Genomic DNA, 13,387 nt, shown 5'->3' on the forward strand with positions numbered 1-13,387 from the left:
AAACCGTATCAGACTGTGGCTGGTGAAGCCATTCGCCTTAATCGATAAGGACTGCGAAAATGATGGAGTGCTTATGGACCGTACAGCAGCCGGATGGATCAACGGGTTTATCGGTGTGGTCATCTTCAGCGGCTCGCTGCCCGCCACCCGCGTGGCAGTGATGCAGTTCGATCCGGTCTTCCTGACGGTCACGCGGGCCGCAATCGCCGGAATATTGGCGGTCGGGCTGCTCATGCTGTTTCGGGAGAAGCGGCCTGTACGGAGCGACGTGGTATCGCTGGCGGTCGTCGCCCTTGGCGTCGTGGTCGGGTTTCCGCTGCTGACGGCTCTTGCGCTGCAGCACGTGACCTCGGCGCATTCGATCGTCTTCGTCGGCCTGCTGCCGCTCGCAACGGCCATCTTCGGTGTCATCCGGGGCGGCGAGAGACCTAAGCCCGCATTCTGGCTGTTTTCGATTCTCGGAAGCGGGCTGGTGGCCGGGTTCGCGCTGGCGCAGGGGCTGACGGCGTCGCCCGTCGGCGACGCATTGATGCTTGCCGCCATCATCGCCTGCGGCCTCGGTTATGCCGAAGGGGCGAGACTTTCCCGCAGGCTGGGCGGGTGGCAGGTGATTTCCTGGGCGCTCGTCCTGTCGCTGCCGCCGATGATCGTTGCAGCGGTCGCCACCATGCCTGACACCTTTTCCGGCATCGAAGCGCCCGCATTGGCGGGCCTTGCCTATGTTTCGCTGTTCAGCATGCTGATCGGCTTCGTTTTCTGGTATCGCGGCCTCGCGCTCGGCGGCATCGCCTCAGTCGGCCAGTTGCAGCTCCTGCAGCCGTTCCTCGGGCTGGCACTCGCGGCGACCCTTCTGCACGAATCCGTCAGTTGGATGATGTTCGCTGTGACGCTCGCCGTGATCCTCTGCGTCGCCGGTGCGCGCAAGTTCGCCCGGTAGGCACGACAGCTGCGGCCTTGGCTGGCTAGCCTGGCTTCCATCCCGCCCAGCGCATGGCAGGTATTCGCAAAAGCAGGTTGCCTGACATCTTGGCGAACGGCGAAAACGGACTAGCTATTCCCTTTCCCTGCCCTGCCCGGCTCATCCTGCCGGTGCGACCGCCCGATTAGAAGTAGACCTCCCGCATGACACCTCGGTCCATCGGCCTTCTCTGCGCTCTTTCGGCCGTGACCATCTTTTCCATGCAGGACGGCATTTCGAAACATCTCGGCACCGCCTATCCGCCGATTTTCGTGACAATGATCCGCTATTGGGCCTTTGCAGGCCTCGCGCTGTTCCTCGCGGGCCGCTCGCCCGTGGGATTGAAAGGCGTCGTCACCGCCAACCGGCCCTGGCTGCAGATCGCCCGCGGCGTGCTGCTTGTCACGCAGATCGTGGTGTCGATCTTCTCCTTTGCGCGGGTCGGGCTTGCGCCTACCCATACGATTTTCGCAGCCACGCCGCTGGTCGTCGCCTGCCTTTCGGTGCCGTTTCTCGGAGAACGGGTCGGCTGGCGGCGCTGGGCGGCGATCGGCATCGGCTTCATCGGCATCCTGTTGATCATCAACCCGCTGCAGGCGACATTCGACACCAAGATCATCATCCCGATCGTCGGCACGCTGATGTTTGCGGTCTATTCGATCATGACACGGCTCGCGAGCCGCACGGACACGCCAGACACTGCCTTCTTCTACACCGGCGTGGCCGGTGCGCTGGCGATTACGTTCGTAGGCCCGTTCTACTGGACGCAAATCACGCTTGCCGACTGGTTCTGGATGATCGCCCTCTGTATCACCGGCATGAGCGGGCATTATCTCCTGATCCGCGCCTATGACCTGCTCGATGCCGTCGTCGTACAGCCGATGTCCTATATCCAGACCGTAATCGTCTGCCTGATGGGCGTCTTCCTTTTCGGCGAGGTGATGACGGTCAACATGATCGCCGGCTGCACGATCGTGATTGCCGCCGGCATCTTCACCATCTGGCGGGAAGCCCGGCTTGCGCGTGCTGAGCCCGCAGCAATCGATCCGCCCGGAACACCGTGACCCTCATCAAATGCGGTGATGGATCGATTTAGCAAAAGTTGTTTTTCGAATGCCGCCGGCAGGGGTATGATTTGCCCCTCATTGCAGGAGGACCCTATGAGCCAATCCGCGACCCAAACCGTGCGCTCGCCGATGCCCTGGCTGATCATCACCGCCGGCGCGCTGATCGCGATGCTGACCTTCGGGCCACGCTCGGCCATGGGTTTCTTCCAGCTTCCGATGCTGCAGGATACCGGTTGGGACCGCTCCACCTTTGGTCTGGCGATGGCGATCCAGAACCTCTTCTGGGGTCTCAGCCAGCCCTTTTTTGGGGCGCTTGCCGACAAATACGGCACGGGGCGCGTGCTTGCCATGTCCGGCGTACTCTATGCCGCCGGCCTCATTCTCATGGCCAATGCGAGCGCGCCGATCTGGCTGCATATCGGCGGCGGTGTGCTGGTCGGCATGGCGATCGGCGCCGGTTCCTTCAGCGTCATCCTGTCGGCCTTTGCCCGCAACGTGACCCCCGAGCAGCGATCGATGGCGTTCGGCATCGGCACGGCAGCCGGATCGGCCGGCATGTTCCTGTTTGCGCCGCTAAGCCAGGCGCTGATCAGCAATTTCGGCTGGTCCGATAGCCTGGTCTATATGTCGGTCATGATGCTGATCGTGCCGCTGCTCGCCTTCCCGCTGCGGGGCAATGCAAGCTCGGGAAGCCAGTCCCACAGTCAGTTCCAGCAGTCGGTGAGCGCGGCCCTGAAGGAAGCCTTCGGCCATCAGAGCTACCTGCTGCTTACCGCCGGCTTTTTCGTCTGCGGCTTCCAGGTTGCCTTCATCACCGCGCATTTTCCGGCCTATCTCGGGGATATTGGCATCGACGCGCGTTATGCGGTGATCGCCATGGCGCTGATCGGCTTTTTCAACATCATCGGCTCGCTCGGCGCCGGCTTCATCGGCCAGCGTTATTCGAAGCCCTATTTCCTCGCTTACATCTATATCGGCCGCTCGATCGCAGTGACCGCGTTCCTGCTTCTGCCGCAGACGCCGACGACCGTCATCGTCTTTGCAATCGTCATGGGACTGCTGTGGCTTTCCACCGTGCCGCCCACCAACGGGCTTGTCGCCATCATGTTCGGCACACGCCATCTCGGGCTTCTCGGCGGCATCGTTTTCCTGTCGCACCAGGTGGGCTCGTTCCTCGGCGTGTGGATGGGCGGTTATCTCTACGACCGCTTCGGCTCCTATGACCCCGTCTGGTGGCTGGGCGTCGGGCTCGGCATCTTCGCTGCGGTCGTCCACTGGCCGATCCAGGAAAAGGCGGTCGACCGATCGATGCCGGCTGCCCAGCCGGCCGAATAACACAGCTCAGCCGGCCTGCCGTTCCGCTGCCTGAGACAAGGCTTTCAACGCCGCCTGCACAAAACCGTCGCGGGCGGCGTTTTCCGTCAGACCTCGGGGCTCGTAGACATGCCGGTGCAGGAAAAAGGCGGTAAGGCGGAAGGCCGCCGCCATGCTTTCCCGGTCGGCTGCATTCGCTGCGCCCTCGCCCAGAAAGCCGGGCAGAGCCAACATGCGGTCGGCATAGGGAGCGCCTGCTGCGCGGGAGACGGCACGGCCGGTTTTCGGCGAGACATAGACGAGATCCTCGGTAATCCCGGTCGCGGCGCATTCGGTGAGGTCGAGGCCGAAGCCGAGATCGTTCAGGACTGCCAGTTCAAAGCGCACGAAGAGTTCGCCGGCGTCGGCCGGGTCGTCCAGCGCGTCGAGAATGACGTCCAGCGCCTCGAAGAGATGAGGGTGCGGATCACGCTCGGGCAACAGCCGGAGCAACGCGCCCATGGCCTGCACGCCATAAACGGCGGTCGCCGTCTCCATCAATTTGGCGGCCCTCAGCCGCACCGGCTCCAGCTTGAATTCGCCGAGATGTTCATCGAGACGCGCCCGCCAGACGGCCTCTACCCGATTTCCCGGCTGCAGGACTGGCTGCATGGCGCGCGAGCGGCCGGAACGGACGAGCCCCATATGCCGCCCGCGCTCGCGCGTCATCAATTCGGCGATGACGCTCGTCTCGCCGTGGCGCTTGACGCCAATGATGATGCCTTCGTCCTGCCACTGCATGTGCTGCTTTAACATCCTTCCAATGTGATTCAGTTCTACCCGATAAGTGCTTCAGACTGAATCGGTTTCTGGAATTTACGCTCTTCCGGGAAGTTGTAGCCTGTCCCGTCTTGCCTGGAACAAATCGGGCTCCATTTGGATTCCTGTGCGAAATTTCCACTTCAGATCACAAAGCCCGGGAGCCCTTATGAAAAACGTCCTTCTTGTCGCACTGGCCGCCCTGCCGGCTGCCGCTCTCCTTGCCTCCCCCGCCGCCGCCCAATCGCCGCAGCTGGAACAGGCTTGCGTGATGGTCGCCAAGAATTTCCTGCTGGTGCCGAACGTCAAGACCGGCATCGTGCAATCCTACCCGGAACTCGATCCGCCGGGCGCAAGGCTTACCTATTCCACACGGGAAGATGCCAAGCCGACCGATTTCAACAACGAGATCGAGTGTGAGTTCGACAAGCCGCAGCCGCCGTTCAATCTCCTGCGGTTTTGCATTTCCGACACATGCTATGGCCCGAACGAGCAGGAGCAGGAGAACCGCCGACGTTACCAGGAGGTCAAAGTGCTGATGGATCGGCAGCAGAAGAAGTAAGCGCCCTCAGAACTCTTTTTTGCCGCCGATCACATTGAGCGCAGATGAGAGATAGCGCGCTGCGAGCGTATGGCGGCGTCTGGTGGCGATGCCAAGGGCGGCCCGGCAATGGCTTTCCAACGGGTCACCCACCGTCGGATCAAGGGACAACTGGACGCTGACCGTGCCGCTGTAGATCGACGGAACACCCTGCACATCCCGCAGGCAGCGGCCGTTCGCCGCCACCGAGATCTTGCGGCCGTCGGGATGAGTAAGGCCATATTTCGCCTGGTAAGGCAGGCCGGTGATGATTGCATCATGGATCGCCTTGGCGACCCGCTGCTTGTCACCCTCGTCGATATACCGGATGACCAGCTCGATTGGCGCGCCTTCCACGAGGTCGCTGTAGGAAACACCGAATATATCAGCGATGATTTCATCGCCGTACACTCTGTTCTCCGGGACGCTCCAACTATAAAAACCGATGGGACAGGTAGCGTCCATCTCGGCATTGCCGTTGAAGAATCCAATGTCAGCCATTCACGGACCTCTCGTTGTTTACGACAGGGTGACGCGCGGTCCGGGCTTTAGCAATAACTTTTTATAATCGTTCCAGGAATGCGGCGGAAAATCCGCTCAATTTTTGGGGAAATCCAGCCCCATCTCGCGGAAACGCTCCGGATCGTCGCCCCAGTTTTCCCTGACCTTGACGAACAGGAAGAGGTGGACGGGCTGCTCGAGGATCTCCGAAATCTCCTTGCGGGAGGCGGTGGAGATCGCCTTGATAGCCTCGCCGTTCTTGCCGAGAGCGATCTTCTTCTGGCTGTCGCGCTCCACATAGATGACCTGTTCGATACGGACCGAACCGTCCTTTCGCTCCTCCCATTTCTCGGTCTCGACGTGGGACGCATAGGGAAGCTCCTGATGCAGGCGCAGGAACAGTTTTTCGCGGGTGATTTCGGCGGCGAGCTGGCGCATCGGCAGATCAGAGATCTGGTCTTCCGGATAATACCAGGGACCTTCCGGCAACGTTTCGGCGAGATAATCCATAAGGTCGTCGCAACCGGAACCGGTGGTGGCAGACACCATGAACGTGCGCTCGAAAGCGACCTCCTCGTTGGCGGTAGCAGCGAGTTTCAAAAGATCCTCGTGGCGGACCCGGTCGATCTTATTCAAAACCAGGATCTTCGGCTGATGGACCTCCTTCAAGCCTTCCAGGATCGCCTCGGCATCACCGCGGATGCCGCGCTCGCTGTCGATCAGCAGGAGGATCAGGTCGGCGTCCTTCGCCCCGCCCCAGGCGGACGTCACCATGGCGCGGTCGAGCCGGCGGCGCGGCTTGAAGATGCCGGGCGTATCCATGAAAACGATCTGGGCATTGTTGTGGATGGCGATGCCGCGCACGATGGCGCGCGTCGTCTGCACCTTGTGGCTGACGATCGACACCTTGGCGCCGACGAGCCGGTTCAGCAGCGTCGATTTGCCGGCATTGGTCGGGCCGATCAGCGCTACGAAGCCTGAATGGGTCGCGCCGACTTCTTCTTCGTCAGCGGGGATGTTGTCGTTTTCGGTCATCTTGTCCAATCATTCTCCGGCGGGCTTCTGCCACACGCCTTCACGTTCGAGCATCCTGGTCGCAGCGACCTGTTCGGCAGCGCGTTTTGAGCGGTCTACGCCCGTTTCCGGCGCCACTCCCGGCACCTCCACCGTGACGGTGAAGCGCGGATCGTGGTCCGGGCCGGATCGGTCGTCGATGCGATAGGAAGGCGTCAGGCCGAATTTGGCATGCGCCCATTCCTGCAACTCGGTCTTGGCGTCGCGCCGCGCACCGTCGGCGCGGGCGGCGCGGCTTTCCCAATACCGGAGGATGAAGCCGCGCGCGGCTTCCAGCCCCCCATCGAGATAGAGCGCGGCAATCAGGCTTTCCACCACATCGGCGCGAACATTCATCATTCGCTTGCCGGTGAGCTTCTTCACATCGGCGCCGGTGCGGATGAAACGGTGCAGTTCCAGTTCATCGGCAACATGCGCGCAGCTTTCGGCGCTGACAAGCTGATTGAGCCGCACCGAAAGCTCGCCTTCGGTCGCCGACCGGAAGGTCTTGAACAGGAGGTCTGCGACGCAGAGGCCAAGCACCCGATCGCCCAGGAACTCCAGCCGCTCGTAATTCGCGCCCTTGGCCGAACCAGTGCTCGCATGGGTGAACGCCCGGTCCAGCCATTGCTTGTCGGCGAATTCGTGGCCAATCAGTTTTTCCAGCTGGCCGCGATCCTCCGCCGAAAGCGCCTTGGCCTTCATCAGTGGACGACCTTAAAGAGGCGATCCCAGCGCATGTTCGTCGGCCATTTCCAGACTTCCCGGAACGAGGTGTCGTTACCGAGCGAGAAGAAGATGATGCTAGCGCGGCCGACCAGATTTTCGGCAGGCACCATGCCGACATCGAAGCGGCTGTCGAGGGAATTGTCACGGTTGTCGCCCATGAAGAAATAGTGCCCTTCGGGAACTGTGAATTCCTGGGTGTTATCGCCGCGCGAGACCGGCGAATGATCAAGCGTGTCGTAGGTGACGCCGGTATCGAGGGTTTCGCGGAAGACCGGCACATCGGTGCCCGGATCGAGGCTGTAGTCGGAGGTGAAGGTACCGTCACCCTGTTTAGGCACCGGCTTGCCGTTGATCAGAAGCACGCCGTCGGTAACCTGCACCTTGTCGCCCGGCAAGCCGATCAGACGCTTGATGTAATCCACATCCGGATGGCTCGGGAGGCGGAAGACGATAACATCGCCACGCTCAGGCTCGCTGAACTCGAAAATGCGGCCCGAAAACAGGTTCGGCGAGAACGGTAGCGAGTATTTCGAATAGCCGTAGGCGAATTTGTTGACAAAGATATAGTCGCCCACGAGCAAGGTCGGCATCATCGAGCCGGAGGGAATGGTGAAGGGCTGAAAGAGGACGGTGCGGATCACCATCGCCAGCAGCAACGCCTGGATAATGACCTTGATATTTTCCCAAAGGCTGTTCTGCGGCTTGGTCTGGGCTTTTTCGGACACGTTCAAAGTTCTTTCTCTTTCCAGCAAAGTGCCGCTTTCTAACCCCTTCACGGAGCGGCGGCAATGGCTGATGGGCAACGGGGCGGACGATCAGCGGGCGAGAGGCCTCGCCTCGATGACCACGAAGGCCTGGGCATAAGGGTATTCGTCGGTGATGGTGATGTGGATGAGGGGTTCATGGTCCGCCGGCATCATCTCGGCGAGGCGCTCCGATGCGCCGCCGGTGAGCACCATGGTCGGCTTGCCCCCCGGAAGATTGACGACGCCCATGTCTCTCCAGAACACACCCTGGGCCATGCCGGTGCCGAGCGCCTTGGAGCAGGCCTCCTTGGCGGCGAAACGCTTGGCATAGGATGCAGCCCGGTTCTGACGGCGATCGGATTTCGCCCGCTCGATTTCGGTAAAACAGCGGTGGGTGAAACGCTCGCCGAACCGCTCGATCGATTTTTCGACGCGGCGGATGTCAATCAGGTCGCTGCCCATGCCGATGATCATGAAATTCTTCCTTCGTGCGCTCGGTCGCGTTTACAATGACTTGAGCGTTCCGGCCCGCGCCGTCAAGCGTTGCCTACGCCGGTCGCGGAAGCTGCGCACAGCCCAATAGGTCACGACATAGAAGAAAAGCCCCGAAAGCACCCCCGGCGGCAGCGATCCTATCAACATCGGCTCCAGGATCGGGCGCCAGAGCTGCGACAGGTCGAGGCGGTGGAAAAGCGCGCCGAGATCGAGGTGGTCATGGCCGGCAGCTTCGTTGCCGAGCATGACTTCCCCAATCTTCCAGGTGAGCGGCCAGATGATGGGACAGGTAATCGGATTGGCGAATGTCGTACCAAGCGCCGCGGCGATGACGCTTCCACCGAGCAGATAGGCGATCGGGATCGCAAGGAGCATGTGAAGGCCGAGAAACGGCGTCCATGCGCTCACCACGCCGATCGCAAGGCCGGCGGCGACCGCGTGCGGCGATCCCCCGATCCGCATCACCTTCAGGCGATAATAATCGAGGCTGCGGCGAAAACCCCTCGGCGGCAGAACGGCGCGGAGCAGTCTGTCACGAAATCCGAGCGGGGTGCGGCGGCGGAATGGCATCGGGCATTATCATCGTTCGGCGGCACGGGGCTAAAGCCTTCATGCCGCGGCAATCTTCGGAACAATCAACGGCCATAGCCGAAGCCGAAGATGATGGCGAAAGTTGGCCGCCCGTGATCGGGCATTGCTGCCGGAGCGATCTGAACGCCGGGCGCATCGTCTGCGGATGCGCCAATCTGCAAACCGCGCGGCAGTTCCGCGCGGAGGACGGGCAGGCTCTTAGAAGCCGGACTTGCGGAACATGCCGCGGTCGACCTGGCGCATCCGGTATTCGAGATCGATCCGGTCGCGGGCTTCGTTCAGATAGGCGACTTCGCGGTCCTGGGTGGTGGGGACGCGGAAGGCGCGGGCGAATTTGCGTACTGAGTCAAACATGATTGTTTCTTCTTTCTCTCTCATATTGCACTGCAACAATATAAGATGCGCGCTCACGTATTACCAACGCGACGAACGCCGGCCAGCCTTGCGCTGGGAGCATGGCGAAATGCTAGATCGGGTTGAAAAATGGGCAACAGAAATGAGGCCGTGCATTGGATATTCGACATCTCCCCTAAAAGTAGCGCCCACTCCCAATATAAGCGTCGTTGCGCTATACTGATCGGGCGGGGTCCAAAAGGAGGTGGGACTCAGGTGTTGACAATCGTTCTTGGATCAATCCTGTTCGTTGCCGGGCTGCTGTATCTGTTTCGCGGTGCCCTGGATCGCCGCCGGCTCAGCGAGCCGCACCGTTCCGGTCAGGCCGACGCGAAGCCGACCCTGGAACCCCGGCGCCAAGGCATCGGCTTCCTGAGCCTCAGCAGAAACTGGCCGGGCGTGGCCATGATGGCAGTCGGAGCCATTCTGCTGATTTCCGGAGCCTATGCCTGATTGTCGGCCTTAGCCGCGAATTTTAGTCATACACCCGCTTCAAGTTTGCGACGCAGTCGAGTTCCTTCAGCTGCAAGAGAAGCTGGTTGAGCTGACGCAGGTCCCAGACTTCGACCTCCATGCTGATCTCGGAAAAATCGGCGGCGCGGTTGCTACCCATTGCCAGCGTACGGATATTGACATCGAGACGGGCGATCGTCTGGGTGACCGTCGCGAGTGTACCGGGTTCGTTCAGCGTGTTGACCTCGATCTTGGCGGAAAACCGCGATTTGTTCGCCTCGTCCAGGTCCCAGCGGACATCGATCCAGCGCTCCGGCTGGTCATCGAATCGCTGCAGGGCCGAAGCCTGGATCGGGTAGATGGTGATCGCCTTGTCCGTTTCCATGATGCCGACGATGCGGTCGCCAGGCACCGCGCCGCTCGGCGCAAAGCGGACTTCCATATTGCCGGACAGACCGCGGATCGGCAGCGGATCCAGTCCGGCCTCGATCTCCTCCGGCGCCACGGCCCTCTGGTTCGGCAATTTGAAAATCATGCCGGAGGCGCTGCGCATGTTGAACCAGCCGTCATCGGCAGGCTTCACGGTAACGCGCTCATCCTTGTAGTCTGGGAAGACCGCGCGCAGCACGTCGAGCGAGGAGAGTTCGCCGCGTCCGACGGCGGCGATCGCATCCTCCACATCCTTATGCGCCAGCCGGTGGAGCGCCGGCTTCAATGCCTCGCGGGAAAAGACCTTGCCGGTGCGCTCGAAGGTGCGCTCCAGGATACGGTGCCCAAGACCCGCATATTGCTTGCGGATGGCCATACGGGTGGCGCGGCGGATGGCCGAGCGTGCCTTGCCGGTGACGACGATCTCTTCCCAGGCGGCCGGCGGCACCTGCACGCCCGAGCGAATGATCTCCACCTCGTCGCCGTTGTTGAGGCGGGTCACGAGCGGCATGATCCGGCCGTTGATCTTTGCGCCGACCGTGGTGTCGCCGATATTGGTATGCACCGCATAGGCAAAATCGATCGGGGTGGCACCGCGCGGCAGGGCGATCAGTTTTCCCTTGGGGGTAAAACAGAAGACCTGGTCCTGGAAAAGTTCGAGCTTGGTATGCTCCAGGAATTCCTCGGGACTGTCGCCTTCGGCAAGCGATTCGATCGTGTGGCGCAGCCAGGAATAGGCGTTGGATTCTCGCGGAAGGAGTTCTCCGCCCTTTCCATCCTTATAGAGGGCGTGGGCAGCAATGCCGTATTCGGCAATTTCCTGCATGAGCTGCGTGCGGATCTGCAGCTCGATGCGCTGGCGGGAGGGACCGACGATCGTGGTGTGGATGGAGCGGTAGTCGTTCTGCTTCGGATTGGAGATGTAATCCTTGAAGCGGCCCGGCACGACGCGCCACCGGGTGTGGACGATGCCGAGCGCGCGGTAACAGGACGGGATATTGTCGACGATGATGCGGAAGCCGTAGACGTCGGAAAGCTGCTCGAAGGAGAGCGACTTCGACTGCATCTTGCGGAACACCGAATAGGGCTTCTTCTGCCGCCCTTTGACATAGGTGTTGGTGAGCCCGTTGGCGATCAGCAGCTCGCGCAGCTCATCCTCGATCTTCTTGATCAGGCCTTCATTGCGCGCCTCAAGATCCGAGAGCCGCTTGGTGACCGTCTCGTAGGCCTCGGGATTCATATATCGGAAGGACAGATCCTCCAGCTCGTCGCGCATGTCCTGCATACCCATGCGGCCGGCAAGCGGCGCATAGATATCCATCGTCTCTTCGGAGATGCGCGCCTTCTGCTCCGCCTTCATATGGTCCAGCGTGCGCATGTTGTGCAGCCGGTCGGCGAGCTTGACCAGAAGGACGCGCACGTCGTCGGAGATGGCGAGCAGCAGCTTGCGGAGATTTTCCGCCTGTTTCGCCTTCTTCGATACCAGGTCGAGCCGCTTCAGCTTGGTGAGCCCTTCGACCAGCCGCCCGATGTCCTCGCCGAACAATTCGTCGATCTCGGCGCGGGTGGCGGTGGTATCCTCGATGGTATCGTGCAGGAGCGCGACGGCGATGGTCGACTCGTCGAGATGCATGTCGGTCAGGATGGCGGCGACTTCAAGCGGATGGGAGATATAAGGATCGCCGCTGGCGCGTTTCTGCTGGCCATGCTTCTGCATGGCATAAACATAGGCCTTGTTAAGGAGAGCTTCGTTGGCGTCGGGTTTATACTTCTGAACCCGCTCCACGAGCTCGTATTGCCGCATCATCCTGAAAAGAGTCCCTGATCCTCAAGTGGCCGACCGGCCCTGCCGAAAAGAAAATGGCGCGCCAACCGTCCGGTCAGCGCAGCCATCTTAAAACATTCAGACAGATTAGGGCGAGAGAATGAACGAAAACTTGCTAAGCGAGTGTTTCGCTTAGTAATCGTCGCTCTTTTCCGGCGGCACCAGGCCTTCGATGCCGGCAAGGAGCTCCTCTTCCGACATCTGGTCGAAAGTAACGGTTTCCGGAGCGTCCTCGTCCTCGTCGCGGTCGGATGCGACTGCAACCCCGCCGGCGGCGATCAGCGAAGCCGGATCGGGCTCCGGCTCGTCCACTTCGACGTGCTTCTGCAACGAATGGATGAGGTCTTCCTTGAGGTCGTCGGGGGAAAGCGTCTCGTCGGCGATTTCCCGAAGGGCGACAACCGGATTCTTGTCATTGTCGCGGTCGATCGTGATCGCAGCGCCCTGGGAAATCTGGCGGGCGCGGTGGCTCGCGAGCAGAACCAGCTCGAAACGGTTATCGACTTTGTCAATGCAATCTTCTACTGTGACACGGGCCATTGCCTGTCCTTTGGGTCATGGATTTTCGGAATTGATACGCCCGATACAGCCATTGCACGGCAAATTCAAGTTTTTCCTGACCACGCACTAGTTTCCTTCACCGATGACTCCTGGGGGCGACGGCCTGATTCAACCGCAAGCTGCTTGGATTATTGCGAATCGTGCCATAAATGACAGTTATATGAATAGTTCTTAATGTAGTGGATTATTCGGGAGGTTTGGTACACAAATATTGACCAAAGCTCTGCCTGCCAAGCAGGTTTATAAAAAAAGGGGATGGAGACAATATGTTTGACCCAAGGGAGAAGATTGCTCTCTTTATCGACGGCGCCAATCTCTACGCTGCCTCGAAAAGCCTCGGCTTCGATATAGACTATCGGAAACTTTTGAAGGCTTTCCAGAAGCGCGGCTATCTCCTCCGGGCCTATTATTACACCGCCCTCATCGAAGACCAGGAATATTCCTCGATCCGACCGCTGATCGACTGGCTCGACTACAACGGCTACAAGGTTATCACCAAGCCTGCGAAGGAATTTACCGATTCCATGGGGCGCCGGAAGGTCAAGGGCAATATGGACATCGAGCTGGCGATCGACGCCATGGAACAGTCCGAAACCGTCGACCACCTGGTGCTCTTTTCCGGCGACGGCGATTTCACCACGCTTGTGGAAGCCCTGCAGCGCAGGGGCCGCAAGGTCTCGGTCGTCTCGACCATGCAGACGCAGCCGCCGATGATCGCCGACGACCTGCGCCGCCAGGCCGACCATTTCATCGACCTGATGACGCTCAAGGCCGAAGTCGGCCGCGACCCCTCCGAACGCCCGGCCCGCCCGACGGAGCCGGCTGAACACGCCGATCTCTGAGCGAGCCGAAAAAAAGAATAGGCGCCCGTTTTTCGGCGGCGCCTTTTTCTGT

The 13,387-nt window shown here is 60.7% G+C and carries 16 protein-coding genes; 6 read left to right on the plus strand and 10 right to left on the minus strand.

Annotated elements, in window-relative coordinates; translation table 11 throughout:
• Positions 1-73 precede the first annotated feature (73 nt).
• The 3 genes from EDE09_RS09700 (at position 74) to EDE09_RS09710 (ending at position 3,360) form a co-directional block, all read left to right on the plus strand.
• Positions 74-937, plus strand: a complete 864-nt coding sequence (locus EDE09_RS09700; RefSeq protein WP_132410047.1) for a DMT family transporter — start codon at positions 74-76, stop codon at positions 935-937.
• A 185-nt stretch (positions 938-1,122) separates the two neighbouring features.
• Positions 1,123-2,022: a DMT family transporter gene (locus EDE09_RS09705; RefSeq protein WP_132410049.1), complete on the plus strand. Its 900-nt coding sequence runs from the start codon at positions 1,123-1,125 to the stop codon at positions 2,020-2,022.
• Between the two features lie 96 nt (positions 2,023-2,118).
• Positions 2,119-3,360: an MFS transporter gene (locus EDE09_RS09710; protein WP_132410051.1), complete on the plus strand. Its 1,242-nt coding sequence runs from the start codon at positions 2,119-2,121 to the stop codon at positions 3,358-3,360.
• Positions 3,361-3,366: 6 nt separating this feature from the next.
• Here the strand turns inward: EDE09_RS09710 and recO are convergent, their stop codons facing one another.
• Positions 3,367-4,119: a DNA repair protein RecO gene (recO, locus tag EDE09_RS09715; protein ID WP_132410053.1), complete on the minus strand. Its 753-nt coding sequence runs from the start codon at positions 4,117-4,119 to the stop codon at positions 3,367-3,369.
• Between the two features lie 187 nt (positions 4,120-4,306).
• Between recO and EDE09_RS09720 the strand changes: the two genes are divergently transcribed.
• Positions 4,307-4,699 carry a hypothetical protein gene (locus EDE09_RS09720; RefSeq protein ID WP_105373742.1) on the plus strand — a complete coding sequence of 131 codons (393 nt, stop codon included), beginning with the start codon at positions 4,307-4,309 and terminating at the stop codon, positions 4,697-4,699.
• Positions 4,700-4,705: 6 nt separating this feature from the next.
• Here EDE09_RS09720 and EDE09_RS09725 read toward each other — a convergent pair whose 3' ends face one another.
• The 7 genes from EDE09_RS09725 to EDE09_RS09755 all read right to left on the minus strand — a co-directional run bounded on the left by EDE09_RS09725 (position 4,706) and on the right by EDE09_RS09755 (position 9,186).
• Complete coding sequence (locus EDE09_RS09725; RefSeq protein ID WP_132410055.1) at positions 4,706-5,218, minus strand: PAS domain-containing protein; 513 nt, start codon at positions 5,216-5,218, stop codon at positions 4,706-4,708.
• Between the two features lie 96 nt (positions 5,219-5,314).
• On the minus strand, positions 5,315-6,253 hold the full coding sequence (gene era / locus EDE09_RS09730) for a GTPase Era (RefSeq protein WP_132410113.1): 939 nt from the start codon (positions 6,251-6,253) through the stop codon (positions 5,315-5,317).
• 9 nt (positions 6,254-6,262) lie between these two features.
• Positions 6,263-6,976, minus strand: a complete 714-nt coding sequence (gene rnc, locus EDE09_RS09735; protein WP_207914828.1) for a ribonuclease III — start codon at positions 6,974-6,976, stop codon at positions 6,263-6,265.
• Positions 6,976-7,725, minus strand: coding sequence for a signal peptidase I (gene lepB, locus EDE09_RS09740; protein ID WP_105373769.1), 750 nt, complete (start codon positions 7,723-7,725; stop codon positions 6,976-6,978). The genes rnc and lepB overlap by 1 nt, the downstream gene beginning before the upstream one ends.
• Before the next feature lie 90 nt (positions 7,726-7,815).
• Complete coding sequence (gene acpS, locus EDE09_RS09745) at positions 7,816-8,220, minus strand: holo-ACP synthase (protein WP_105373745.1); 405 nt, start codon at positions 8,218-8,220, stop codon at positions 7,816-7,818.
• 30 nt (positions 8,221-8,250) lie between these two features.
• A complete protein-coding gene (locus EDE09_RS09750) occupies positions 8,251-8,811 on the minus strand; it encodes a DUF2062 domain-containing protein (RefSeq protein WP_132410059.1) in 561 nt (186 codons plus the stop codon).
• A gap of 219 nt (positions 8,812-9,030) precedes the next feature.
• Positions 9,031-9,186, minus strand: coding sequence for a DUF3563 family protein (locus EDE09_RS09755; protein WP_105373747.1), 156 nt, complete (start codon positions 9,184-9,186; stop codon positions 9,031-9,033).
• A gap of 255 nt (positions 9,187-9,441) precedes the next feature.
• Here EDE09_RS09755 and EDE09_RS09760 point away from each other — a divergent pair, with 255 nt between their 5' ends.
• Positions 9,442-9,678 carry a hypothetical protein gene (locus EDE09_RS09760; protein WP_132410061.1) on the plus strand — a complete coding sequence of 79 codons (237 nt, stop codon included), beginning with the start codon at positions 9,442-9,444 and terminating at the stop codon, positions 9,676-9,678.
• 22 nt (positions 9,679-9,700) lie between these two features.
• Here EDE09_RS09760 and EDE09_RS09765 read toward each other — a convergent pair whose 3' ends face one another.
• Positions 9,701-11,914 (minus strand): bifunctional (p)ppGpp synthetase/guanosine-3',5'-bis(diphosphate) 3'-pyrophosphohydrolase, encoded by a 2,214-nt coding sequence (locus tag EDE09_RS09765; protein ID WP_105373749.1) that lies wholly within the window; start codon positions 11,912-11,914, stop codon positions 9,701-9,703.
• A gap of 150 nt (positions 11,915-12,064) precedes the next feature.
• Positions 12,065-12,472: a DNA-directed RNA polymerase subunit omega gene (rpoZ, locus tag EDE09_RS09770; RefSeq protein WP_105373750.1), complete on the minus strand. Its 408-nt coding sequence runs from the start codon at positions 12,470-12,472 to the stop codon at positions 12,065-12,067.
• Positions 12,473-12,759: 287 nt separating this feature from the next.
• Here rpoZ and EDE09_RS09775 point away from each other — a divergent pair, with 287 nt between their 5' ends.
• Positions 12,760-13,335, plus strand: a complete 576-nt coding sequence (locus EDE09_RS09775) for an NYN domain-containing protein (RefSeq protein ID WP_105373751.1) — start codon at positions 12,760-12,762, stop codon at positions 13,333-13,335.
• Positions 13,336-13,387 lie beyond the last annotated feature (52 nt).

The sequence above is a fragment of the Neorhizobium sp. S3-V5DH genome, from assembly GCF_004343065.1.
Taxonomy (GTDB): Bacteria; Pseudomonadota; Alphaproteobacteria; order Rhizobiales; family Rhizobiaceae; genus Neorhizobium; species Neorhizobium huautlense.